Source organism: Paenibacillus sp. OK003 (genome assembly GCF_900109515.1).
Classification (GTDB): Bacteria; Bacillota; Bacilli; order Paenibacillales; family Paenibacillaceae; genus Paenibacillus; species Paenibacillus marchantiae.
On the sequence record NZ_FOBD01000008.1, the window covers coordinates 265,898 to 290,307 of the forward strand.

General features: G+C 47.0%; 23 protein-coding genes. All 23 read right to left on the reverse strand.

The genetic code is table 11. The features are described 5' to 3' along the window. Positions 1 to 68: 68 nt before the first annotated feature. A complete protein-coding gene (locus BMW94_RS14775; protein ID WP_090999482.1) occupies positions 69 to 1,346 on the reverse strand; it encodes an MFS transporter in 1,278 nt (425 codons plus the stop codon). Positions 1,347 to 1,376: 30 nt separating this feature from the next. Next, positions 1,377 to 2,513 carry a phosphotransferase enzyme family protein gene (locus BMW94_RS14780; protein WP_090999484.1) on the reverse strand — a complete coding sequence of 379 codons (1,137 nt, stop codon included), beginning with the start codon at positions 2,511 to 2,513 and terminating at the stop codon, positions 1,377 to 1,379. A 188-nt stretch (positions 2,514 to 2,701) separates the two neighbouring features. Continuing rightward, positions 2,702 to 3,457, reverse strand: coding sequence for a phosphate ABC transporter ATP-binding protein PstB (gene pstB / locus BMW94_RS14785; protein ID WP_063566217.1), 756 nt, complete (start codon positions 3,455 to 3,457; stop codon positions 2,702 to 2,704). Between the two features lie 12 nt (positions 3,458 to 3,469). Then, positions 3,470 to 4,357 carry a phosphate ABC transporter permease PstA gene (pstA, locus tag BMW94_RS14790; RefSeq protein ID WP_024632234.1) on the reverse strand — a complete coding sequence of 296 codons (888 nt, stop codon included), beginning with the start codon at positions 4,355 to 4,357 and terminating at the stop codon, positions 3,470 to 3,472. A gap of 2 nt (positions 4,358 to 4,359) precedes the next feature. After that, positions 4,360 to 5,268: a phosphate ABC transporter permease subunit PstC gene (gene pstC / locus BMW94_RS14795; protein ID WP_090999620.1), complete on the reverse strand. Its 909-nt coding sequence runs from the start codon at positions 5,266 to 5,268 to the stop codon at positions 4,360 to 4,362. A gap of 139 nt (positions 5,269 to 5,407) precedes the next feature. Continuing rightward, the gene (locus BMW94_RS14800) at positions 5,408 to 6,331 is read right to left on the reverse strand and encodes a phosphate ABC transporter substrate-binding protein (RefSeq protein ID WP_090999486.1); all 924 of its coding nucleotides are present in this window, start codon (positions 6,329 to 6,331) and stop codon (positions 5,408 to 5,410) included. A 779-nt stretch (positions 6,332 to 7,110) separates the two neighbouring features. After that, the gene (locus tag BMW94_RS14805; RefSeq protein WP_090999488.1) at positions 7,111 to 8,403 is read right to left on the reverse strand and encodes an arsenic transporter; all 1,293 of its coding nucleotides are present in this window, start codon (positions 8,401 to 8,403) and stop codon (positions 7,111 to 7,113) included. Positions 8,404 to 8,592: 189 nt separating this feature from the next. Beyond that, complete coding sequence (locus BMW94_RS14810) at positions 8,593 to 10,689, reverse strand: methyl-accepting chemotaxis protein (RefSeq protein WP_090999489.1); 2,097 nt, start codon at positions 10,687 to 10,689, stop codon at positions 8,593 to 8,595. A 182-nt stretch (positions 10,690 to 10,871) separates the two neighbouring features. Beyond that, complete coding sequence (locus BMW94_RS14815) at positions 10,872 to 11,915, reverse strand: EAL domain-containing protein (protein WP_090999491.1); 1,044 nt, start codon at positions 11,913 to 11,915, stop codon at positions 10,872 to 10,874. Between the two features lie 213 nt (positions 11,916 to 12,128). Beyond that, positions 12,129 to 14,387 carry a bifunctional 2',3'-cyclic-nucleotide 2'-phosphodiesterase/3'-nucleotidase gene (locus tag BMW94_RS14820; protein WP_090999493.1) on the reverse strand — a complete coding sequence of 753 codons (2,259 nt, stop codon included), beginning with the start codon at positions 14,385 to 14,387 and terminating at the stop codon, positions 12,129 to 12,131. A gap of 477 nt (positions 14,388 to 14,864) precedes the next feature. Continuing rightward, positions 14,865 to 15,281 carry a pyridoxamine 5'-phosphate oxidase family protein gene (locus tag BMW94_RS14825; RefSeq protein WP_076290637.1) on the reverse strand — a complete coding sequence of 139 codons (417 nt, stop codon included), beginning with the start codon at positions 15,279 to 15,281 and terminating at the stop codon, positions 14,865 to 14,867. Between the two features lie 510 nt (positions 15,282 to 15,791). Continuing rightward, positions 15,792 to 16,250 carry an NUDIX domain-containing protein gene (locus BMW94_RS14830; protein WP_090999495.1) on the reverse strand — a complete coding sequence of 153 codons (459 nt, stop codon included), beginning with the start codon at positions 16,248 to 16,250 and terminating at the stop codon, positions 15,792 to 15,794. Positions 16,251 to 16,313: 63 nt separating this feature from the next. Continuing rightward, positions 16,314 to 17,081, reverse strand: a complete 768-nt coding sequence (gene pxpA / locus BMW94_RS14835; protein ID WP_090999497.1) for a LamB/YcsF family protein — start codon at positions 17,079 to 17,081, stop codon at positions 16,314 to 16,316. Continuing rightward, the gene (locus tag BMW94_RS14840) at positions 17,081 to 18,106 is read right to left on the reverse strand and encodes a 5-oxoprolinase subunit C family protein (protein ID WP_090999499.1); all 1,026 of its coding nucleotides are present in this window, start codon (positions 18,104 to 18,106) and stop codon (positions 17,081 to 17,083) included. Before BMW94_RS14840 ends, pxpA begins: the two co-directional genes overlap by 1 nt. Further along, entirely contained in the window at positions 18,103 to 18,813 is a 711-nt protein-coding gene (gene pxpB, locus BMW94_RS14845; protein WP_090999501.1) for a 5-oxoprolinase subunit PxpB, read from the reverse strand. The genes BMW94_RS14840 and pxpB overlap by 4 nt, the downstream gene beginning before the upstream one ends. A gap of 39 nt (positions 18,814 to 18,852) precedes the next feature. Beyond that, on the reverse strand, positions 18,853 to 19,683 hold the full coding sequence (locus tag BMW94_RS14850) for a DUF2785 domain-containing protein (RefSeq protein WP_090999503.1): 831 nt from the start codon (positions 19,681 to 19,683) through the stop codon (positions 18,853 to 18,855). Positions 19,684 to 19,686: 3 nt separating this feature from the next. Beyond that, positions 19,687 to 20,277: a histidine phosphatase family protein gene (locus tag BMW94_RS14855; RefSeq protein WP_090999505.1), complete on the reverse strand. Its 591-nt coding sequence runs from the start codon at positions 20,275 to 20,277 to the stop codon at positions 19,687 to 19,689. Further along, positions 20,274 to 20,870: a DUF1572 family protein gene (locus tag BMW94_RS14860; protein ID WP_090999506.1), complete on the reverse strand. Its 597-nt coding sequence runs from the start codon at positions 20,868 to 20,870 to the stop codon at positions 20,274 to 20,276. Before BMW94_RS14860 ends, BMW94_RS14855 begins: the two co-directional genes overlap by 4 nt. A 27-nt stretch (positions 20,871 to 20,897) precedes the next feature. Continuing rightward, on the reverse strand, positions 20,898 to 21,227 hold the full coding sequence (locus tag BMW94_RS14865; protein ID WP_063566229.1) for a DUF952 domain-containing protein: 330 nt from the start codon (positions 21,225 to 21,227) through the stop codon (positions 20,898 to 20,900). Positions 21,228 to 21,278: 51 nt separating this feature from the next. Then, complete coding sequence (locus BMW94_RS14870; RefSeq protein ID WP_090999508.1) at positions 21,279 to 21,836, reverse strand: GNAT family N-acetyltransferase; 558 nt, start codon at positions 21,834 to 21,836, stop codon at positions 21,279 to 21,281. A gap of 18 nt (positions 21,837 to 21,854) precedes the next feature. Next, on the reverse strand, positions 21,855 to 22,256 hold the full coding sequence (locus tag BMW94_RS14875; protein ID WP_090999510.1) for a ribosomal maturation YjgA family protein: 402 nt from the start codon (positions 22,254 to 22,256) through the stop codon (positions 21,855 to 21,857). A gap of 3 nt (positions 22,257 to 22,259) precedes the next feature. Beyond that, a complete protein-coding gene (locus BMW94_RS14880) occupies positions 22,260 to 22,811 on the reverse strand; it encodes a GrpB family protein (RefSeq protein WP_090999512.1) in 552 nt (183 codons plus the stop codon). Between the two features lie 306 nt (positions 22,812 to 23,117). Beyond that, the gene (locus BMW94_RS14885; RefSeq protein ID WP_090999514.1) at positions 23,118 to 24,224 is read right to left on the reverse strand and encodes an Ig-like domain-containing protein; all 1,107 of its coding nucleotides are present in this window, start codon (positions 24,222 to 24,224) and stop codon (positions 23,118 to 23,120) included. Positions 24,225 to 24,410 lie beyond the last annotated feature (186 nt).

The following is a 24,410-nucleotide window of genomic DNA, read 5'->3' on the forward strand; positions in this document are numbered from 1 at the left end:
GTTCCACTGAACGGTTCGGGTATTCAGGCAACCATTATTCTGTACTAGAATCGCCGTATTTCTGCCTGTCACCCCACCATCGCCTTGGGCTTCGATGGTTCATCGTAATACCTGCTTCGGGAAGGAAGCATACTCGTCACCCACAATCCCAACGCAGCCAGCAGCATAACCCCGGATACAACTGTATATACCATACGAAGTGACAACTGCTCTGCCACTACGCCTGCAATCAAAATGGAAGCCACCTGCAGCATACTTAACACTAGTCCAAGTACACTGCTCATTCGCCCCATCAGATCGACAGGGATATTATTTTGATAAAAGGTAACCAGGCCCGTATTCGCCAGTGCCGAGCACAGACCGAGCAGAATAAAGGCAACTGCCGCCAGCTCAAACGAGAATGAACGGGAGAACAGAAAATAACCCAGCGCGACAAGAAGTACACCGCCACCCATCATGTGACGGATCGGCAAATGTTTGGCGAACAGCCAAACCAGCATGGAACCTGCCAAATAACCAATCCCGGTGATGCTCATTAATGCTCCGTACTGTGATTCAGGCAGGTTCATCACCTGACGGATAAACACCACTTCCTGAGCATCCAGCGACATGCCGACCACCAGAATAATCTGGAACAGGGCATATATACCGACCACGTAGCCCGACTTTCGGCTGAAGCTCAGTACAGCTCTCCAATCCTGCGCAATCATCCGAGGTGTCAGTCTGCTTCCCGTTCCGATATTCTGTTCTCCAATGCCCAGTTTGGGAAGAAACATTAGAATCAACGCAGAAGCAGCAAAGGAAACCGCATTGGCATAAATGGCTGCCTCCGGAGATAGATAAATCAGCATCACTCCTGCGACTGCCGGGCCGGTAATAAATGCCCCTGAGCTGATCAGGGCTTGTAGGGAATTGAAGCGCTTGCGCCGTTCAGCAGGTACCAACCGGGTAATGTATACCTGAGAGGAAGGGACAAATATAGATGAGGACATGCTGATCAGAAACATCACTGCGTACATCATCCATAGGCTGGACATCAGTGGGAGCGCAGCCACCAACAATGCCCGTAGCATATCAGCACCAATCATCAGCTGTCGCTGATCATAACGATCAATCAGGCTGCCTGACCAAAACTTAGTGCACACCGAAGCAATCGGCGAGATAATCCACAATCCTGCGACTGCCGCTGGAGACTGTGTCATATTCAATACCATCAGGTTAATCGCCACAATATATATGAAATCACCCAGATTGGATATGCCCACTCCGCTAAGCAGCAATCCGGCATGCTTCCAGCCACCAGACTGCCCCTTCGATGCAACTCTCTTTGCACGAATGTTCTTCATAGCGCTACCCACCCAACTAGAAATCACAAATTATAACTCATAGAAAATACTCTCGTTCTGCAGATATGGTCTACAAAATTTGCTGCATATAAGAGGCATTCGCTCTTTCATCCATTCGTACCTGGACTCATTCTCCATCTGAAATGCAAAATAGCCGAACGTAAAGATCAGCATGAATCCTTCCATTAACCGAATATCACGCTTCGTCAGTGGTCCTGTCTGCTCCGTATATCCCGATAGGAAGACATCCCGTTCCTCCCGATTGAAAATCGTAGCCGCACCTCCGGCATCAAAGAGATAGTAGCCATAACCGTATAAACAAAAATCAATCATAGATATGCCCTGATCCGTCACTAGCAGATTGCCGCGGGTGATGTCCCCGTGAATCACTCCCCATGTCTCGGCATTGTGCGGATACGTTTCAAGTTGCCCGTTAATGTTCTCAAACGTCTCCCGAATCAGATTGAAATCTTCAGGAGTAAAGATACCACGTCTAACGCCTTCCTCCAATTGCTCCAGCATGACCAGATTCTCTTTGATCGAGCCATAGGCTGGTCTTACTTCCGTTTGCTCCAAGGCAGGGCTATCACTATCCGTATACATCTCTGCGATGATCGCCTTATCAGCGTGCTGTTCACGGTCATTCGGCTTCTGCCCGCTTTCAGACTTCAGTGAACCCACCTGTGGCTCAGGAGCTCCCGTTGGTCGTCGTCCATATTGGTGCAACGTCTGCAACTGTACGCCCAAATCATGAATCTGCGCTGTTGTCAGACGTTCTCCCTGCTTAATATCCCTGCCCTTAATCCATTCCAGAACAGTACAACAGATCTCTTCTCCTGCTTCGTCCAACCAGACGGTGACCCACTCATCCGATGTATTGCGTACAGGAGTCTGCACCCGCAATGGTCTGGTAGCCCGTAATTCATAAAGAAGATTCATCTCTGCTTCAAGTGCAGGTCGTGTATGCTGGATGCCCGTCATGCTTGCAAAAGCGGCTTTATGTATACGCAATAGGTACTTCTCTCCGGTTGATTCATCAACCACCTGATACGTTAGATTTTCATTATGTCGGATAAAGGAAATTGCAGGCTTCTCTATGGAATAATGCGAGATAATTTCAGTTGCCATGGTGTCATGGGCAATCTTATGGGTAGTTATGATCCACATCTCCTTCTCTTATCAAATTAAAGGTGGTGCTCACAAATATCGTAGCATGATTGTTTTTATGTTGGCAAACTATTCCATATGTAGAATGATGTAAAAAAGCATAACCCCCGAACGACCTCGCCCGAGTGTTATGCTTCCTTCTATCTCTATAAATCTATCTCAATCTCATACTCCATCCAATTTAACAGTTAACCGAAACGTCCCATAATATATTCCTGAGTCAGACGATTGTCCGGGTTGGTGAAAATATGTTCCGTATCCCCGTGCTCAATCATGCTTCCCAGATAAAAGTAAGCCGTATAATCCGAGATGCGTGCCGCCTGCTGCATATTATGGGTAACAATCACGATCCGCAGCTCCTTCTTGAGCTCCGAGATCAACTCCTCCACCTTACCCGTTGATACCGGGTCAAGCGCAGATGCCGGCTCATCGAGCAGCAAAATCTGCGGATCAACCGACAACGCGCGGGCGATGCAGAGCCGCTGCTGTTGTCCACCCGAGAGGGCCAGGGCAGACTCATTCAGTCTGTCCTTCACTTCGTCCCAGAGCGCAGCGCGGCGCAAGCTTTTTTCCACAATTTCATCCAATGCCTTCTTGTTCTTAATACCGCGGTAGCGGGGGCCAAACGCGATATTATTGTAGATAGACTTGTGGAAAGGGTTCGGCTTCTGCCACACCATGCCAATCTTCTGACGAAGCTTGATTACATCTGTGCCCGGCTCATTCAGATCATTGCCATCCATCCAGATATGTCCCTCCGTGCGGGAACCGGCAATCTCGTCGTTCATCCGGTTGAGCGAACGCAGGAACGTAGATTTACCACAGCCGGATGGTCCAATGAGTGCTGTTACACTGGCTTCGGGAAAAGTCAGGCTGATCTGCTTAACGGCCTGAAAATGCCCATAATATATGCTTAACTGTTCCGTACCAAAAGGTATGGCCATGTTGGTTCCTCCTTATTTCGAAGCTGTCATGCGGCGGTAAACCACCCGACCGATCCAGCGTGCACTGAGATTGAACGCCAGTACGAGAAGTACAAGCACGGCTGAAGCGCCAGCTGCTACTTCTTTGGAATCCGGGCCAATGCCTTCACTGTTTACTTTCCAGATGTGCACGGCCAGCGTCTCTGCCGGACGCAATGGATTGATTGGCGATCTTGGACTCGTTGGATTCCAGTCCGTGAAGTCCAGCGGTGGACTACTCATACCCGCTGTGAACATCAGGGCTGCTGCTTCACCGAAGATCCGGCCCGATGCCAGGATCGTACCCGTGATTAAGCTTGGCAATGCCACAGGCAGCAGAATGGAGGTAATAATTTTCCATTTAGACAATCCGAGTGCAAGACCCGCTTCCTTCTGCTCTTTCGGAACGGCCCGGAACGCTTGCTCCGTTGTCCGCACCATGAGTGGAAGATTGAATATAGCCAAGGCCATGGCACCTGATAACAGGGAGAACCCGAGACCAAACGTATTAACAATTAACAAGAGTCCGAACAAACCAATAACGATAGATGGGAACGAGGATAACACTTCGACAACCAGTCGAATAAAGCTTGTGATCCGGCCCGGCTTGGCGTACTCAGCCATATAAATACCGCCGCCCCATCCGAGCGGAATCGTAATAATCAAGGTCAGAACAAGCAGGAATATCGAGTTGAATAATTGCGGTCCAATCCCGCCTCCACCTTTGAGCAGCTGTGGTGCACTGGTCAGGAAGTGCCAGTTAATCTGCCCAATCCCACGTACCAGAATGAAGCCAAGCAAACCGAGCAAGAGAACAACAATGAACAGCGCCAGAACAACGATAATGGATGTGGCAACTTTATCTACCGTTTTAGCCTTCATTTTCATACCCGGTTCCTCCTTTCAAGCAGGCGAACCAGAATGACGAAGACAAAGGTCATCACCAGCAGGACAAGCGCCATACTCCACAGTGCATTATTATGAACAGATCCCATCGTGGTGTTACCCATACTCAGAGTGATTACACTCGTTAACGTTGAAGCCGATTCGAGCAGTGATGTCGGTACATGCGGGGCATTCCCGATGACCATCTGTACGGCCAGAGCTTCACCAAATGCGCGAGCCATACCCAGTACAATCCCTGTCAGCAAAGCTGGAAGAACCGTCGGGATAATGACACGGTAGATTGTTTGCCAGCGTGTTGCCCCCAGCGCGTAGGATGATTCACGCAGACCTTTCGGCAGTGCAGACAATGCATCTGCCATAATGCTTGTTACGGTAGGCAAAATCATAACAGACAGAACCAAACATCCGGCTGCAATCCCGACACCGGCTCCGCCAAACATGCTTCGCAATAAAGGAACGATTACACTAAGACCGATAAACCCGTACACAACGGAAGGGATACCGGACAGCAGCTCAATCGCAGGTTGCAAGATCTTTTTGCCTTTACCTGGTACAATCTCGGTCATGAAGAGCGCTGCACACAAGCTAAGCGGACTTGCAATCAGAGCTGCAAGCAATGTTGTTATGAATGAACCGGTAATGAACGGCAACGCTCCATAGGCAGCAGGTTCCCCCGTCGGATTCCACGTTTTTCCGGTTAAAAATTCGCGAATACTCACGCCATCCTGGAAAAAGGTCGACAAGCCTTTGGACGCTACAAAATAAACGATGGAAAACATGACAACAATCAGGAAAACGACACAAATCGACGTATAGATCCGTCCCGTCCACTCTTCCCAATAATGCTTCTCTCTCAAGGGCCGGCGCGGTTTCAACTTGTTGTTCATTACCGTTCCCCCTTCGGTCTGTTCCATAACAACCATCCTTCTATAGTAGAATTCATAAATATGGGATTATTCCAGAGCAAACCGCGCAAAGAGGCAGGACCTGGGTCCGCCTCTCTCGCTGTATGCGCAAGTTCAAAGATTATTGAGTCACAGTGCCTGCTGCGTCACGTTTTACTTTCATGCCGGCTACTGGAATGTAACCAAGCTCCGTTACGTCGTTTTGTTGAATTTCGTCACTCAGGATGTAGTCGAGGAATGCTTTTGTTGCTGCATCCGGGTCACCTTTAGTGTACATGTGCTCGTAAGCCCATACCGGATAAGTTCCTGCTTCTACGTTCTCAACCGTCGCTTCTACACCTTCGTATTTCAAAACTTGCAGGCTGTCATCCAGGTAGGACAGAGCCAGGTAACCAATAGCGCCCGGCGTTTCAGCTACGAGCTTTTTAACTGTACCAGAGGAATCTTCCTGAATAGAACCTTGGATATCTTCTACTTTCGTTCCCAGTGCAAAGTTCTCGAAGGTTGCACGAGTACCGGAGCTGCTAGGACGGTTTACGATAACGATGGCTTGATCCTTACCGCCAACATCTTTCCAGTTTGTGATTTTACCAGAGAAAATGTCGATCAGTTGTTGCTTCGTCAAATCTTGTACACCTGCATCTTTGTTGCTTACTGGAGCGATGGCTACAACAGCCACTTGGTGATCTTTCAGTTCGCTTACTTTTGCTGCGTCATCGATCTTCTCTTCTGCAAATACGTCAGAGTTACCAATTGTAGCTTGTCCGTCGGATACTTGTGTCAAACCCGTACCACTACCGCCGCCTTGCACTTGTACTGTTACGTTCTTATATTCATCAACTGCCATAAATTTTTGTCCAGCTTGCTCTACCAGAGGTTGCAGTGCTGTTGAACCAACAGCCAGAATGTTACCGCTAAGTTCAGTAGCAGTTTCTCCTGTGGAATTATTGCTTCCCTCTGTACCAGCGTCATTTTTCGATCCGCATGCTGCGAGTACCAGTACGAACGTTAAGGTCATCAAAATGAACGGCAACTTTTTAAACATGTTTTGTTTTCCTCCCCCAAATTAGTGATGGCGATTTGCTTTTATTTTTGTTCACCATCAACTCTTTATTCATTGTAGTTTCGTTATGTCATCTCAAAATCAATGTTTTGTAAACGCAATGTTAAAAATGTTTACTGTGGATTGAAATACATCCGGGACAAATTGCGGCTGAAGTGGCAGCTTCGGGAACGGATGTTGTTTCAATCCGTATTGTGTCCAGTTTTTCGTGAAGATTTTACATATTACTAAAATAAATTTTAAATAAATCACTCTGAGTGGCCGTTCCGGTTACGGATCGTTCTTCCGATCGCTGTTGTCTCCCAACTTCCTTGATCAACAATTTAAATGTTGAAGTTTGGAGACAAAGGCGAACGCTTCGCTTCTTCAGAATCGATTCCGTCCCCTCCACTACGTTCAGTGTTTTATCTACTCAATCTACCCATCAAGAACAAATGATCATTTTGATCTTTTCTTATAGGTAAAATCCTTGCACAGAATACGCTTCGCTTTTACACAATCGTTCCGTTCCCTGCGCTGTGTCAGCGCTGGTTGTGTCTCAGGCATTTTAATCCTCAGACTGGGGGATGGCAAAAAAGAAGGCCAGCACTGTAGAAGGCTGGCCATTGTGTACATGCATGCATAATGAAGAAAGAGAATTTGTTTCTTCTATAGAAGAAACAAAAAACTGCCTCATAGCTAGTAGGAGCACCAGCGTGTGAGAGCAGCTTTTTACAATATATTGGATCATTTGATGATTGTTAATGTAAAATGCAATTTTACTAACCCAAAATCCATAGCCATAACGCTAATCCGGCCAAGGTGATTAATAGTGTGGGAATGGTTAAGATGATGCCTGCCTTGAAATAATATCCCCATGTAATCTTTACACCTTTGCGGGACAGCACATGCAGCCACAGTAATGTGGCAAGTGAACCGATTGGCGTCATTTTGGGACCCAGATCGGAACCAATCACATTGGCATAGATCAGTGCCTCACGCACAATACCTTCGGAATGTGCACCCTGAATCGCCAATGCGTTAATTAACACGGTGGGCAGATTGTTCATTACAGATGACAATATCGCTGCGATCATGCCCATCCCCACTGAGGCAGCCAGCAGACCATGGTCTGCGATGGCATCAAGCCAGCGGCTCAGGTGATCGGTTAAGCCGGCATTACGCAGCCCATACACCACGATGTACATGCCCACCGAGAACACCACAATGGACCATGGGGCTTCCTTGATCACGCGTTTCAGGTCCACAGCTTCGCTCTTTCTTGCCAATATAGCGAACAAAAGAGCTACGGCACCGACGATAACCGATACGGGAATCGGCAAAAACTCACTGGAGGCATAGGCCACGAGCAGCAGCACCAGCATGAACCAAGCGATGCGGAACATTCGCGGGTCACGAATGGCTTCCCGTGGATCACGTGCGGCAGAGATATCGTAGCGAAGCGGGATGCTTTTGCGATAAAACAAGAACAACATCCCCGTACTCGCCACGATGGAAAAGAGATTAGGCACAATCATCCGCACTGCATATTCCACAAATGTAATACCGAAATAATCCGCAGATACGATATTCACCAAGTTGCTAACGACTAGCGGCAACGACGTTGTATCCGCGATAAATCCACTAGCCATAACAAAGGCAAGCACCATCCGCTCATCGAACTTCAATGCACGTACCATTGCAAGCACAATTGGAGTAAGAATGAGCGCTGCACCATCATTGGCGAAGAGAGCCGACACCGCCGCCCCGAGCAAAATGGAATAGATAAACAGCCTGCGTCCATTTCCTCCCGCCAATCTTGCCATATGAAGTGCGGCCCATTCGAAGAAACCTGTCTCATCGAGAATTAATGAAATCATAATAATGCCTACAAAAGCAAGCGTTGCATTCCATACAATGGATGCCACGTCAGAGGCATCGTTCAGACTGACGACACCACACATCAATGCCAGCAAAGCCCCACCCATGGCGGACCAGCCAATACCCAATCCGCGCGGTTGCCAGATAACCAATGTGATGGTCAGGACAAAAATTAGAATTGCTACATATGTCATAAAGCCTCCTGCGCCGTTATATTCATCATGTTTTGGAGCATGATATGAGAATGGCCTGCCAGATATGATTACACCGCAATTCTTGCGGATATACCAGACGCTATAGTTATACAGGGCTGCAGGAGAAATGTCTATCTTTATTTCCTTCTAATTTCTATAGAACGTTCCGTACAAGATATCGTCTAATGGTTAGGACTTGTCCCCATCCTTCGGTGTGTCCTCTACCATTTTGAACATACCTAACAATCCTTGTAATTGCTCTGCCATACTGTTCAGATGTGCTGAAGACGAAGCGATCTCCTCCACAGATGCCAGCTGTTCCTGAGAAGATGCCGAGACGGATTCCGTATTCGCAGCAGATTCTTGGGTCACAATCGAAATATCGTTCATTGCTTTGGCAACGTGGGAAGCACCACTCTCCAATTGCTTCGTTGTTTCGGACAAATCATCCAGCGTATGAACAGCATCCTCTACAGCCTCCCGAATCTGTGCAAAGGATTGTCCAGACGTATTCACGGCCTGAATTCCGTCTCCAACCCTAGTCTGAGCTGCATTCATAGCGTTCAGGGCAGCATCCATATCCTGACGGATATTATGAACGAGTTCACCGATCTGCGCAGCCGAGCTTCCCGATTCCTCTGCAAGCTTCCGCACCTCACCCGCTACGACTGCGAAGCCACGGCCAGCATCACCCGCTCTTGCCGCTTCAATGGAAGCGTTCAGAGCCAGCAGATTGGTCTGTTTCGAGATTGTGGCAATCACATCTACCATGCTGCCAATTTCAACGGACCGTGCATTCAGTGACTGAACCACTGTCGCCAGCTGTTCCACCGTCTCCTGAATGCTATTCATCTGCTCTACTGCCTGACCTGCAGCCTCATTACCTGAATAGGCCGCTCCGGATGTATGCCGCATATTCGTTGTAATGGATTGTACACGCTCAGACATCATGCGAACATCTTCGGCGATTTGCCTCATTTGTCCTGATCCATCGGTTACACTCTTCACTTGCTGCTCGGCACCCTCGGCAAGTTCCTGAATTGCCATCGTTGAATGCTCAATAGCTTTGGTTGTTTGATCGGCACTAGCGGACAATTCCTGCGAGGAGGCAGATACCTGCTCTGTCGTTTCCTGCACACCCAGAATCATCATGCGCAGATTGTCGACCATCCGTTCAAAGTACTTCGCCAGATCGCCTACCTCATCTTTGCGTCCTGTGTCCAATTTCACCGTCAGGTCGCCTTTACTTACAGCTCTGGCAGATTCCTGCAGACGTTTAATCGGACGCAACATGGAACGTGTAAACCAGATAATAAATATCAGAGTAAGTAATGTGGCAGCCAGGATAACGATGAGTGTAGCCATCCGAATGTCTTTACTTGCATTGGATACTTCACTTTTGAACATTGTGCCGCCAATCTTCCACCCGGTTTCTTCATTAGTAGAGAAAATCATGGTTTTGGGATCATCATTATAGATATAGCTGAACTCGCCTTCCTTGTTTTCATACATTGGATCCAGCGCTGTAGTTTGTTCTTGTGTACCAGCTTCCACGACTGGAGATACAATATAATTTTTCTCCGCATCCATGATGATGACATACCCTTCCTTGCCAACCTTAATGGATGCCTGTTCTCGCAACTTTGTTAAATCCATGGAGAGACCTACGACACCCGATTGATCATCAAGCGTTTTGGAGACAAAGACAACAGCAATACCGTCCGTATTCTTCGACACAGGTGAAACTACTGGAGTACCTGGCTTCTCCATTGCGAGCTTGTACCATTCTCGTTCCCGGGGATCATAAGCGGACCCTTGTGAACTGCCCGCAGATTCCTTCCCACGGACCATGACTCCCTCTTTGGTTCCCACAAAGATATTTAAAGCATCCGGATGCAATCCAAGATACTGTTTCAATTTCAGCTCAAGCTCAGGGCTTTCATTTTGCCCTTTAATCATGTCAGTCACAATCAGACTGGCAAAATAATTGATATCATGAATCTTCGCATCCACATGTGTCCCAATGATTGAATTCGTTGTGTCTACACTTTGTTTGGCACTGTCCATCAGTTGGTCTTCCACCGTATGATCAGCGATAATCAGCGTAACGATCCCAATGGCTAGACTCGGCAAGAGCAGAACCGCCAGGAAGGATACCAATAATTTGTTCCTTATGCTCCAGACGAAGCCTTTTTTCTTTTTGTTTTTCTTTTTTGGTTTATTATCTTTTGGCTTGGCTGACTTGCTTGCTGCCTTTTCTTGCTCATTCCCCCGAATGTTCCCCATTTTGCTTCTCCCCCTCCAAATATAAATCTGCCCTTTTTCTTTTTTTATGTAGGACCTCTCTAATGTAAAGGCCTATCCTATATATCGGTTGGATGAGCGTATTTATAAATTTACATAGCATGTTAAACAAGCCACTCCGATTATGCGAAGTGACTTGTTGGTACATCCATATTTTATTCCATTCACGCAGAGGTTTTTCCGTAGGGACCTTGTGGCGGATATGCGGTTGGCTTACCAAAATAATATCCTTGTGCCAAATCAATACCCACGGATCGACAGAAATCAAATTCCTCGATTCGTTCAATGCCTTCGGCCAGTACTCGCCCGCCAAATCGACGCGACATCTCGACAATATCGATAATTTGCTGCTGCTTGTTCAAATCATGATCACAACGATCAATGAGACTCCGATCTATTTTGACAAAATCCGGCTCCAGTCGATTCATGACTTCAATCGTCGAGAATCCGGCCCCCACATCATCCAAGGCAACTGACATACCATGAGAACGATACACCTCAAAAATATGCTGCAAGATGGACATATGCTGAATCTGTTCCGTTTCCACCACTTCAAACACAAAATCCTTAGGGTCTAGCGAAAGACGTTCAATCGCTTCAAATGTGTGCGTCAGGCAATATTCGGGGTTATAGATGGAGGAAGGCAGAAAATTCACAAAACGTTTGACCCCATGCGGTAAAAGAACAGCACTCGTCTCAATGGCAGCAATACGTGCTGTCCGATCCAGAAAAGAATGCAATCCGGTATCCCGTGCAACTTCAAATAATTCATATGCACTGAAGGGTCTACCCTGTTCAGCAGGACGAAGTAAAAATTCAAATCCGATAATCTGCTCCGATGCATCTACGATCGGCTGCATATGACTGCTGAATTGGTGCTCCAGGATAACGGAAACCAGATCCGCATGGTTGAGGCGCGCTTCCTGCATGGAGAGACTGATCCAGCTATCCGCATCTGCCTGACCATACAGTGGAGCGACCTGAACCGTTAACTTATCCGGCAGGGTCGATTCAATCTTCCGAATATCCTCAATACATTGCTGTGCAGATTCAAGATTCAAAAAATGCATCCAGACGAGTTCATCCGAATGTTCGACATGTCTTCCCTGCATATGCAGTGCTTCCAGCAAAGCGGGGGAGATGGGACGCATATACAGGGTACCTTGATCCTCTATAGGATGAATTGGACTGCAGCCACTGCAATTCATGTAGAACCCCCTTGCCAGTTTGTGATTCTATCTCATTAATGTTTACTGGTATATACCCAAAGTTTGTAAATATTATAGCATGGGTATTGAAATTTATCTCTACTGTTTTGATGACTTCAACTATGACGGTTACTGATACAATAACGTATCAGCATAGCATGAAAAAGACCGACAGTCTGATGACTGTCGGTCTTCATTTACCGCTAATTAATCTTAAGAAGCGGGAATTACGATTTTCTGTCCAACTTTAAGATTGTGCACATTTGTAATTTTGTTTGCGGAAACCAGCTTGCGCCAGTCCACACCATATTTCAAGCCGATGCGGTAAAGGTTATCTCCTTTTTTCACTACATATACCACTTTGCCGCCTGTTGGTTTCTCAGGTTGTGGCTTGGTTGTAGGTTTAGTTGGAGTTGGGTCTGGCTTCGTAGGCGTTGGAGCAGGTTCCACACCTGTTTCTGGAGTCGTTGTTGCTTCTCCTGTCAATTTCAAGCCATACTCAGCAAAACCGTCTTTGTTTGTCCCAATGAAGGACATCGCCGGGTTCGCTTCAACCAATGCTTTGGCATCTGGGGAAGACGCGAACACCACTTCAAGATCGTTAAGTGCAGCTGCTGTTACACCTGCAGAAGGCTTAATTGGCGCAAGCGACCAGTTGCCATCTGCTGCCGGGTTAATCGTTTTGTTCTCACGGATGTAATCAATGATCACTTGACGGTTCTCATCCGGTGCAGCCAAGACGATCCGTTTACCGTCCGGGTTAGCCAGTTTGGATGAAGAAGCACGATAGTTATTCGTTGCCACGATGAATTTTTGTGCTGGATCAACCGGTTTACCATTGAAGCTCAGGTCTTTAATCCGGTTAGCGGATGCATTTACAATCGTTGCTTTGCTATCGTATTTCGCTGGTTGAGTTACATCGATTTGGTACGTAACACCATCGATAACGTCGAAGTTATACGTTGGGAAGTCCATATTGACCAACTGTTGCTTTCCACCTTTTGCCGGATCGATCTGGTTAAATTGGCCAGCAGACCATTCCAACCATTCTTTCAGCTCAGCGCCATTAACCAACACGGCATGTACCGTATTTGGATACACGTACAAGTCAGCTACGTTTTTGATCGCAATGGTGCCTTTAGGGATATTCGTGTAATACGAAGCACCTGAACGTCCGCCTGCTTTGAACGGAGCTCCTGCAGACAAGACTGGAATATCTTCATATTCTGTTCCTTGCATATGTTTTTCAACATACCATTTCTGTGCATTGGTTACGATCTGAATGGATGGATCATCCTGAACCAGTGCAAAGAAGCTGTTGATTGGAGCTGTCGTTTCGCCGACTGGGCCACGCACATACTCAAGCGTACCTTCATGTTCGTCATGAACAGCATCAACGATCTCTTGATCAGCATCTACCAGAGCTTTTTTGTTGGCTGTGTCATAGATTGGGCGTGCCTCCACTTTGGAGTCTGCCACTTTCCATTTGCCGTCTACCAGTTCCAGATCCAGATCGATAATTCCAAGGTGGTCACCCCAGAAACCTGGCTCTACAGCAGGAACGCCATTGATTGTACCTTTTTCAAGGTCTACACCTTTTTTACCGGCAAAATCAGCGCTCGGGAATACTTTGTGGGCATGTCCGAACAGAATGGCATTAATGCCTTCAACCTGGCTCAGATACAATACCGAGTTTTCCATCAGATCCGTTTGCGGAATATCTTCAAAACCGGAGTGAGGAATAGCCACAATAATGTCGGCACCTTCAGCTTTCATTTTAGGAATAAATTTTTTCGCAGTAGCGATAATGTCTTTGGCAATGACTTTGCCTTCCAGATTAGCGCTGTCCCACTGCATAACTTGTGGTGGTACAAATCCGATAACACCCACCTTGATGGTGTGCTCTTTGCCGCTCTCGTCGGTCACTTTTTTGTCTAGAATTTTATACGGGGTAAAATAGTTCTTGTCATTCGTCTCATCGTCGTCACCGTCATCTACATATACGTTGGCATTGATGTAAGGGAAGTTTGCACCTTCCAGCGTCATGTCAAGGAAATCCAAACCATAGTTAAACTCATGGTTACCGATGTTTCCTGCATCATAATCGAGCAGGTTCATCGCTTTATATACAGGGTGAGTCTCACCCTTTTTGAGTGGATCAATCTTCGCTACATAATCCCCGAGCGGGTTACCCTGGATCAGGTCACCGTTGTCGAACAGCAAGCTGTTCTTCGCTTCGTCACGGGCTTTTTTGATCAGCGTAGCTGTCTTCGCCAGACCATACTGGTCTGTCTCTTTGTCGGAATAGTAGTCATAGTTAATCAGGTTGTCGTGAATGTCCGTTGTTTCCATGATCCGCAATTTAACCTTGGTAGCGTCCGCAGCCGATACAGGTACCGGAAATACCGCAAGCACGTTTAATGCAACCAAAGCGGCAGTCAGGCTTGATAATACTTTTTTACTCTTTCTCAAAATAACCCCTCCCGGTTATGTACATTGAATCATGCATTAGTGAGCAAACGAATAAGCGCAGAAATGCGAAAGATCTCATGGGTTGTGCGTACTGATTTTCTGATCCTATAGTTCAGAATTCCAGGTTAGTTTATCTCACATGAACATCTATTCATATCTGTGCGTATCGTTTACATTCCAAATCATAACGCAATGTTCGGCCATTGAAAAGCATTATTTTTTACGTTATCCGCACATACCTGCCCCAGTTTACAATAACATGCGTGATTTCGACATATTTTGCATGTTTTTGGATGAAAATAGTTTACTTACGCTGTTAAAAACGTATATTACATGTGTCTTACATCTATATCCATATTAGCTGAATCGATTCATATTCAAAAAACCGTGAAGCCATCTGGCGTTCACGGTTAGCTATATCTTTTCCAAATCGTTGGCATGGCCTTCGACTCAGAAAAGGTGATTTTCAATATCAAATTACTGCTCCCACACCTGATGCTCATGATCCTTGCCAGTGTATTCAATCCGATTCGGGGTAATGTCCAGAATGACATAATTGGGATCGTTTGGGCCGTCAAACCAAGCTTTTAGTTCATCATTCCATACCTGTTCCCGCAAACCTTCATTTTTCGTCACTTCGCATGTTCCTTCAATCTCGACCACTTCCTTGGAGCCTCCCGCTTCATAACCTAGCAAAAGGCTGACGTTCGGATTATTCTCCAACTCCTCTACCTTGTGTGTACGGCGGTTGGTCGCTAGATGAATGTTCATTCCATCGTTGAAAAGCGCCATATAGCGGGATTTCGGTTTACCGTTCTCCACCGTGGAGAAACTGCAAAAAGGGTTGTTTTCCAATGCTTTTACAATGTTTTGTTCCAATTCAGTCTGGTTCATGGGACATGCTCCTTTCGATTTGGGGGAATATTTGAAGAACGTTGTAGTCGACCGTTACGGGTACGGATCGTTCTTTCGATCGCTGTTGTCTCGCAGACGATTTACACTGACACTACGAAGACAGAACAACCTTCCAATCGCTGTTATCCCCAGATTTTTTTGATTCCCTTTTCTCAAGGGAAAATCCGGTGATAAAGGCGAACGCTTTGCTTTTTCAGGTTTCTTCTGTCCTCTCCGTTATCGTGTAAATGTTTAATTCAACGGATATATAAGTGAAAATCTAGGATGCAAGCGAACGCTTCGCTTCTTCAGAATCGATTCCGTCCCCTTCACTACTTCCATTGTTCTTCAACATTAGGGTAGATAAGCTAAAATCTCAAAGATAAGCATACTTGATTGCCTATCTCTGATCTCTTCGCTTATATCACATTGTTGTATATAAGCCTGTACTTATAGTGTACCCACCTCATCTATGGTGAATCCATGAACTCGTTCGTAAACGTGACAGTTTTAATTCAAATCTCCAAGATAAATGCGTGATGAATTCTTATTCTGCAACAACTCACCAATTGTTTTTGGATATAAACGAACCTTGGACAGCTCATCGAGAGGAATCCATTCTACGGCTACCTGATGGTCGTCTGGGCTGGAGCCTTCAAAGATCGTAGCTTGCGAATCAATTAATTTACATTCAAAATAAAATTCAACCTGGTGGACATCGGCATCCCACTCGGCAAATTCATGGTTTTTTCCGATATACTCCCGGATATGCAGCAGTTCTCCCACAGTCACCGCCTGTCCAATCTCCTCCAGACATTCACGGGCAACGGCATCCTTGAGTTCTTCGCCTTTCTCCTGTCCTCCGCCAGGGAAAACATAAGCGTCCCCATATTGATCCTCCAACCGGATCACCAGCAAACGTCCATCCTGTACAATAACAGCCTTCGCCGAATTACGTATCGGTTTCATGCTCTACTTTCACTCCTTACAAACTCGTATAGTTCGACCTCTGGCCCTCGGATACTATAGCATTCATCTAGCATCTCCAGGTGCAGACAGGGTAACTCCCTCAAATTCAAGCAACGTACGTATCTCTTGAGCAAATGCAAGGGCATGAGCTCCGTCGCCGTGGATGCAAATGGTCTCTGCCTTTATGGATACAGGTGTACCTTCCGTCGACACAACGATTCCCTCTTTCACCATGCGCAGCACTTGAGCAAGAGCTTGTTCGGTCTGCTGAATGACAGCCCCGGGCTGACTGCGCGGTGTTAGAGTCCCATCCGGTCCGTAGGTTCGATCTGCAAAAACTTCACTGACACTGCGCAGTCCAATGCGATCTGCTGCCTGTATCAGCGCACTGCCGGCCAGGCCATAGAGATACAGTTCCGGTTGTACTCTATAGATCGCCTCGGCGATTCCCTCAGCGAGACGATCATCTTCAGCAGCCATGTTATACAAGGCTCCATGAGGTTTCACATGATGCATACGCCCCCCGTATGAACGGACAAAAGCATCCAGCGCACCAATCTGATACACAACCATGTCATAGGCTTCCCGTGGTGTAATATCCATACGTCTTCTGCCAAAACCCTGCAAATCCGGCAGACCGGGATGGGCGCCGATGGCAACCTGATGCTCTAATGCTTGCTGTACGGTTTGCCGCATCGTTGCCGGGTCACCCGCATGAAATCCACAAGCGATGTTGGCTGAAGTGATTAGCGGCAGAATCGACTCATCCGACGTCATCCGGTACACCCCGTAACTTTCGCCAAGGTCACAGTTGATATCCACCGTGTTCATTAATGGTCCCCCATTTCTGCCAATCTCCTGCGAATCAGCTGATCGGTTAGCCGCCACTCCAACTCCTGCTCCAGGAATAGCTGCTGTGCTTCTTCATATGTAATCCGATCAAAAGCAACCCGTGCCCCCGGCCTAGCCTGAGCCAGTATCGGCAAATCTACTCGGGCTACCTGTGCGATCACAGGATAGCCCCCGATCGTCTGATGATCCGCCATCAATATGATGGGCTGACCATCTGCTGGCACCTGAACTGTGCCATAGGTGACGGCTTCGGACAGCCGATCCATCGGTTGAACGAGTTCTAGCTTTGCACCCTCCAATCGATAACCCATCCGATCCGATTGAGGAGAGATCACATATCGTTCTTTATGGAATCGTTCCAGACTATCTTCATTAAACGCTGCACTGTCTTTGCCCGGCATGACACGAATAACAGGTTCAGCATGGTAGGCGGGCCATTCCCTGCTGGACAAATACCAGGCAGGTGCATGCATCCGCCAGTTATTCTTTTCAGCTTCTACAATCAATCCATGCAACGCCGCTTGCGCTTCACGAGAAGCTTCCCCCACAGACAACCTGTCTCCCACCTTCAAGGCACGTCCTTTAAACCCACCAAAACCTGTCTTGAGATCCGTGCTGCGACTGCCCATGATCTCAGGTACCACGATTCCACCAGCAATCGCCATATAAGACCGCAAACCGGAACGGCATCGTCCAAATTTCAGCACACTTCCAGCAAGCAACACGACCGGACACCATAGTGGAACAGACAGACCATCCACAGTTGCTGTCAGATCCGCACCACATAAAGAGATCAGCCGATTTTCATGGAATCGAAGCTCCGGTCCCGTCATCGTCATCTCCAGCACAGCTGCATCGCGGGAATTCCCAACCAATGCATTGGCTGCTATGGCCGCAAAGGTATCCATAACCCCGCCCGGATGAATTCCATACCGGCGAAATCCCATTCTCCCTTCGTCCTGAACGGTGGATAACAAACCTGGGCGAATGACTTCAATACTCATCGTTCGCCCTCCTTTTGTTCCAGATACTCCTGAAGTGAAATCGATGCAAAACGAACCCGATCCCCTGCTGCCAGAAGGCTTGGTAGATTTTCCATCGGACGAAATAGCGCCAGCGGTGTGCGGCCGATACATTGCCATCCGCCGGGAGTCGTCACCGGATAAACTCCCGTTTGTTTGCCACCAATGCCCACCGTTCCCGCCTCAACTCGAAGCCGAGGTGTAGGTCGTCTGGGCGTGGCGATCTTCTCCGATAATCCGCCCAGATAAGGAAAACCCGGCGCGAATCCGATCATGTGAACCAGGTAATCTCCGGATGTATGAATAGCTATGACCTCATCTGGCGTAAGCCCATGTTCAGTAGCGACATATTCCAGATCAGGACCCAATTCACCACCATAACATACGGGAATAATGATCGTTCTGGGTTCAGCCAGCGTTGCCACTTGCATCTTGTTCAACTCATGAAGCAGCCTTCCGCATACCTCGTGGTACGGGGAAATCAACGGATCATAGAATAGCGTTACCGATGCAAACGAAGGTAACCACTCCAAGATGCCCGGTAGTTGGCTCTTTTCCAGCAAAGTACATACCGACATCACCCTCCGGTGCACCGCTTCGGATATCGCGTCCCCACAACGGATCATAACCCCTGTTTCGCCCAAAGGAGACAGCACATCCTCAGTCCATGAATACGACAGTTCAGTCATGCTATCACCCTCCTTGTCCACAAGTTTATATTCCCATGATCATTTTTTCTCCAAAGCCTGCAAAATAAGTGAACGAACAGCGGGAAGGGGCTCTGCTTCTTCTGTCCGTATGGCAAGATAGAGCGTCTGCAGAAAAACGCGCACATTCAAGCTCATCTGGCTGATATCCAGAAGCGATTTCCCCTCCTTCTTATCGTTTGGATTCAGTGAATCGATCCAAGACGAAATATCGTTTTGCTCCAGCAGATTGCGACCAAGGATGGTGACCACTGCATGAGCAATCCTCTGATCCTCATCATGCATGTAGACTACACTTGATTCGGTAATTTTCACAGTGAGCGCATGCAAAAGCTCCCGCAAGGCGGCACGCTCCATATAAGGCGACTGTGCAAGATCTTCAACCGCATCTGCCGCGTGTGCCGGGGCGTGCGCCCAGCCCTTATCATCGACATAGCCGCGAACATCTTTTTCACACTCCAGATACGTGGTCAACCGATGATAAATAACCTCTATATCTTCCTTTTTCAGAAAGGGCCGCTGACGATCTACACTCAGAATGGGAGGCAGGAGCAGCACAGAGAAGGTTCGGGTAAACACACTGTCCGTGCCTTGTTCTCCAATACCATGAAAAAGATGCTGATCATCCAGAGCTATATGTAACAGCTGACTGAGCTGTTCTTCCGAAAATACACCCTGTCCAATCCAGGTTGCAAACGTAACATAGATTAATTCATCCCGCAGAATCGGGTCTGGACTGCCGATATGCTGCATCATATGCAGAGCCAATTCGTAAGGATGTTCCACTTCATGGGCGGATAGGTTAGCCGACTGAATCTGCCGCAATTTCTGTTTTAATGCCAGAGCATCCATCGATCACAACTCCTTGGAGGATTCCAGATGTGCACTGCAATTGTATAGCTCGCATTGCCAGGACTCCGCTTCCCGAGAAATCCGGGTGATCGACGTGTTGGACAGCTTTGCGCTCACATCAAGTTCAGGCACCAGACCTCTCAGTGTATTTCGGAGAATAGCGCCATGGCTGACAACGATCACTTTTCCATTGGGATGCTGCCGTACAATATCTTCTAGCGCGGCGCTGCCTCGAATTGTACCTGCATCCGCAAGCTCCCGGCCCAAATCGAGATCACTCCAACCCGTTCCCCATTTGGCTATACGTTCAGCTTCGGTCGTACCCTCCACCTGCCCACCGCCCATTTCACGCAATCTGGGGTCCAAATGAATCTCCTGTATTCCCAAACGGTCGCCAATGATGCGGGCCGTCTCGCTTGCACGCTCCAGGTCACTTGCATAGATGGCATCCCACGTTTCCTCACTCAGTCTCGCAGCAAGCAATAGCGCCTGTTCTCTTCCTTCCTGATCCAGTGGATTATCCGTCTGTCCCTGTGAACGTTTTTCCTTATTCCATGCCGTGCTTCCATGGCGAATCAATGCGATCTGTGTCATTGCTGTTCCTCACCTTTACCTTTTTCTATGCGCAATTCATCATCTGTAAAATGTTTTCGCGCCTTCGGCTTGGCAAATTTGCCACCATTATATTGATCCGAACCATTTCTCGGAATAGAAAGACTGTTCCATGCGGTTTCTTTGAGCATTTTGGCTGCATAGATAATCTGCCCCACATGATAGGGGTAATGCGCCAATTGCCGGATAATTGCTTCCATGACGGTATGTCCTTCATTGCGAATATATATAATATGAGACAGTTGCTCCGGTGTAAAAGAACAAATGGCTCCAAGCAGACAGTTCCAGCCTTCCTCCCATTTGGCGAGCAGCTCTTCCCGAGTCGAAATATCATTCACAAATTCCGCATCACGTTCACGCCATGGCTTTTCTCCATCGGTTGTCAGTACATCCGTCCAACGGGACAGCATATTGCCCCATAGATGCTTCACAATAACTGCAATACTGTTGGCATCTTCATTCCAGGATTGAAATAGTTGCTCAGATTCCAGTTGCTCCATGGCCTTTTCCCCAAGCTGCTTGTAATACAAAAATTGCTTCTCGGCTGTATCCAGAAATACCTGATTCATATCCACACGTTCACAACCCTTCACAAAAAGTGTTTATTCAGGAAAAGAAAAGGTCCCGTCCTCATTCGGTTCAAAGGAAATGACTTTCCGTACAGCATCCAAATTAAGTTCACCATAAATATGTGGAAATAGTTCATTCAACTCATACAGGTCCTCATACACCAGTTCCGGCTTCAAGGCCCTCTCATCAATACCAATCAATAATAAATCCGTACGTCCTTGATAAAATTGAGCCGCTACCCATGGAATCTGTTCTTTAGTGGAACAATGAATGAAACCGTCCGTCTCCAGGCTATCCGGTGCATACACGCTCTGCTTGGATACCTGCTCCCATACCGCTTGGGAAATAATACTGTAGATCATTGTTCCGCCTCCTTCAATTTCTTCTATGTATCCTGTACGTCATTGGAAGTATTATAGATCATCCCGGATACGGGAGTACAATTTTTGATCGGTAAACACACCTTTGATCTTCAACTGTTTACGCAGCAAACCTTCATACGACATGCCCAGCTTCTCCATCACTCGTGCAGAGCCGATGTTGCCTGCATTGCATGTCCCCTCCAGCCGATTGCAGTCCAATTCCTGAAAAGAATATTTAACAATCGGCTGCATCGCTTCTGCTGCGAGGCCTTTGCCCCAGCAACTGCTGGCAATCGCGTACCCCAGTTCAGCACTTTGCATGGATTCATTCAGATGAAAAATGCCACCTCGCCCGATCAGCTTCCCCGTTTCCTTCAGAATAAAGGCCCATATATAGACCGTTTTCTCCTCATAATTATCTAACACTCTTTGAATATATTGAACGGATTCATCCAACGTCTCATGACAGTTCCACAAACTTTGCTGACTCACTTTCGGATCGGAGGCAAACCTAAAATAATCATCGAGGTCGTTGAGCGTAAGACGTCTCAGTACCAACCGATCTGTCTCAAATTCGGGTGATTCCGTAAAAAGCTTCTCTACATTCACTTAAGTCCCTCCCCATTATCAAGCCTTCTTATTTCTCAGGAAATAACGATCCATCCCATACACACACAGAATGCCAACAGCATACCTCAGCAGATCCATCACCAGAAATCCACGTCCCAAAATAAGCGCACCCAGCACCGTGGAACGCACTTCGTTCAACCAAGATATCTGAATCATTTGCGAACATTCAACGGCCCAGCTAAAAATCAGGCTCACGATCAGCGCCAACTCCCTGCTGCGCTTAATCCAAACCATGCGTACCCCAAAATAAATCATCGCTGCCCACAAGGCATCACCGAAATGCTCACGTACAAAATCCGGTAAAAGTTCACCATAGTGTCTGGATGCCAACCCTGCCGCCATGGTTATGATCACAGCGATGAAATAAATCAGCCTCTCTTTGAAAAATGCCTTCATCATCGATCAAATGCCTTCATCAAGCACTTGTAAAATAAATTCCGTTTTGGCAGCGGTATACGCTTCCCTGTCGTCCTTATTCTCATCAGCAAGTTTAGCTTTCAAGGCTGCGTAAGCCTCTACCAGATCCGGCCGCTGTCTCAGCACATCCCGAAACTGGATTTGGCGATCCCAACGTTCTTCGCCTGGGCGCATCAGATGAAGATGTACAGCCCTCTTGCCATCTTTCACTCTGACCCAGAAACGTCTATATTCCCGACCATCCAGTTCAGGTGGAACGTAGTTCCAGGCGACCGGATTCAGCTGATCGGCAATCAAGTCCATGTCCTCCCATGACTGCACCTCTCCCATCAAATCAATAATGGGCTTTGCGGGCAATCCCGGAATGGACGTGCTTCCGATATGTTCAAACTTATGAATATTGAGCTGCTTTAATAATACTCTGAGCTGGCGAATCTCTTCCTGAGCCTGTAGGTTCCACATGGGGTTAGCCTCAACAATCTCTACCGATTCTGTCGCCCACGCAGGCCAATTTTCCGGTTGCAGATGATCTGTCATTCGGATGCTTCCTCCTTTGCAGGATTTAATTTCAATCGGTATTGTTCCAGGTACTTGAGATGGGCTCGTTTCTTCGTGTCCTCCACTGTGGCAATCATCCCAAGTGTCAGTATCGAAAGTAGGGTCAGAAGAAGATACTTCATGTAAGCCAACCCACTGAGATTGGTATCTGAGCTTATAATTGAAGAATTCAGTTTTCATCACATCCAATTTTTTATACTTAAAAGGGGCGTATATCTACGCCCCATCTGTTTCTGTTCACGATGATGAATTTACCTCAATTGATATATTTCATTCGTTGAAACTTTATTTTACCGTCACCGGTATAGTAACTTTTTTATTGCCCCATTTGGCGGTAATGGATGTTTTGCCCTTACCCACGGCCACAATCTTACCACCTGTTACTGTGGCTACACTTGGTTTGGTGCTGCTCCACACGGCACTGCTCGTTACAATCGTGGTTTTGCCTGTATCATACTGTGCAATCACACTCAGTGTTGTACTTGCTTGTGGCGATAAAATGAGTGTTTTCTGGCCTGTGATCAGCTTTTTGAGCAAAGGAACAACGGTAACCTCTGCCTTTATTGTCTGATTTTGATAAGTTCCTGTCAAGGTGGCTTGTCCTTCTGTCAGTGTTTTGACTGTACCATTTTTGACAATGGCTACATTATTGTTGGAAGAGGTCCACGTTACCTGTTTCGAAAGATTAATCGTTTTCCCATTGGCATATGTACCGATGACCTTCAACGCTTTCGATTTCTTAATATTCAGCTGCATGACAGCAGGAGTCACTTCGACTTTGGTAATCTCGTCCGTAATCGCTACGGGAACTTTAACCGTCTCCGAGCCATATTTGCCTTGTAACAGCACTCTACCAGGCGTGATTCCTTTGATTTTACCACTCTCCAGCACCGCGGAAGCACTCGATACCGTCCATACGATCTCGGATGTGACGTCTTCTTCCTTGCCGTTTGCACGCACAATGCTTACTTTAGGCAGCGTACTTTCACTACCTTTGACAAAATTATAGGAACTTGGCGAAGCTTTGATGCTTTTAATTTTATCCTGAACCTTAACAAGCAATTGCGCTTTGGCGCCATCTACCTGTGCGTATATCGTCGCTTCTCCCGCTGCCACAGCCTTCACTTTGCCTTTAATAATGGTGGCAACAGCTTCGTTACTCGTGGACCATGTGACGCCTCCAGTAACATCCTGCTTATTATCAAACCCTTCAATAACCGCCATTACCTGAAGCGTAGTTGTCTGGGATACACTCATCTGTTGCGGACTACTGTTGGTAATCTCGATAGATGTCACGTCACCCGTGGCTGCTAGGGCAAACGAAGGAGCCAGTAATACCAATACTAAAATAAAGGCCAAGCTGCCTCGTATTGCTAATTTCATTCCATTCATTGCAATCTTCATCTCCTGTAATCCAATATTTTACTTCTATTATATTATATCGGAAACTCATTACATAAAAGTGAATATCCCAAATAAGTAGAGGCATTCTTCAAGTCACTAGGAAGTGACTGAAAAATGCCTCCTTATTTAAAAGAAGAACGGGATTGTAACAGGTTGCAATCCTATATTAATTAA

Excerpts from the sequence above, each read along its gene's own strand:
- pstA (WP_024632234.1), bottom strand. The coding sequence starts at position 4,357 with ATGAAGGCTAAAACGGTAGATAAAGTTGCCACATCCATTATCGTTGTT.
- BMW94_RS14805 (WP_090999488.1), bottom strand. The coding sequence starts at position 8,403 with ATGACATATGTAGCAATTCTAATTTTTGTCCTGACCATCACATTGGTT.
- BMW94_RS14865 (WP_063566229.1), bottom strand. The coding sequence starts at position 21,227 with ATGATCTACAGTATTATTTCCCAAGCGGTATGGGAGCAGGTATCCAAG.
- BMW94_RS14840 (WP_090999499.1), bottom strand. The coding sequence starts at position 18,106 with ATGAGTATTGAAGTCATTCGCCCAGGTTTGTTATCCACCGTTCAGGAC.
- BMW94_RS14815 (WP_090999491.1), bottom strand. The coding sequence starts at position 11,915 with ATGAATTGCAGTGGCTGCAGTCCAATTCATCCTATAGAGGATCAAGGT.
- BMW94_RS14825 (WP_076290637.1), bottom strand. The coding sequence starts at position 15,281 with ATGAACCAGACTGAATTGGAACAAAACATTGTAAAAGCATTGGAAAAC.
- BMW94_RS14855 (WP_090999505.1), bottom strand. The coding sequence starts at position 20,277 with ATGACACAGATCGCATTGATTCGCCATGGAAGCACGGCATGGAATAAG.
- BMW94_RS14800 (WP_090999486.1), bottom strand. The coding sequence starts at position 6,331 with ATGTTTAAAAAGTTGCCGTTCATTTTGATGACCTTAACGTTCGTACTG.
- BMW94_RS14880 (WP_090999512.1), bottom strand. The coding sequence starts at position 22,811 with ATGACAGATCATCTGCAACCGGAAAATTGGCCTGCGTGGGCGACAGAA.
- pxpB (WP_090999501.1), bottom strand. The coding sequence starts at position 18,813 with ATGACTGAACTGTCGTATTCATGGACTGAGGATGTGCTGTCTCCTTTG.
- BMW94_RS14850 (WP_090999503.1), bottom strand. The coding sequence starts at position 19,683 with ATGGATGCTCTGGCATTAAAACAGAAATTGCGGCAGATTCAGTCGGCT.
- BMW94_RS14810 (WP_090999489.1), bottom strand. The coding sequence starts at position 10,689 with ATGGGGAACATTCGGGGGAATGAGCAAGAAAAGGCAGCAAGCAAGTCA.
- pstB (WP_063566217.1), bottom strand. The coding sequence starts at position 3,457 with ATGGCCATACCTTTTGGTACGGAACAGTTAAGCATATATTATGGGCAT.
- pxpA (WP_090999497.1), bottom strand. The coding sequence starts at position 17,081 with ATGAACACGGTGGATATCAACTGTGACCTTGGCGAAAGTTACGGGGTG.
- pstC (WP_090999620.1), bottom strand. The coding sequence starts at position 5,268 with ATGAACAACAAGTTGAAACCGCGCCGGCCCTTGAGAGAGAAGCATTAT.
- BMW94_RS14885 (WP_090999514.1), bottom strand. The coding sequence starts at position 24,224 with ATGAATGGAATGAAATTAGCAATACGAGGCAGCTTGGCCTTTATTTTA.
- BMW94_RS14830 (WP_090999495.1), bottom strand. The coding sequence starts at position 16,250 with ATGAAACCGATACGTAATTCGGCGAAGGCTGTTATTGTACAGGATGGA.
- BMW94_RS14780 (WP_090999484.1), bottom strand. The coding sequence starts at position 2,513 with ATGTGGATCATAACTACCCATAAGATTGCCCATGACACCATGGCAACT.
- BMW94_RS14775 (WP_090999482.1), bottom strand. The coding sequence starts at position 1,346 with ATGAAGAACATTCGTGCAAAGAGAGTTGCATCGAAGGGGCAGTCTGGT.
- BMW94_RS14875 (WP_090999510.1), bottom strand. The coding sequence starts at position 22,256 with ATGATGAAGGCATTTTTCAAAGAGAGGCTGATTTATTTCATCGCTGTG.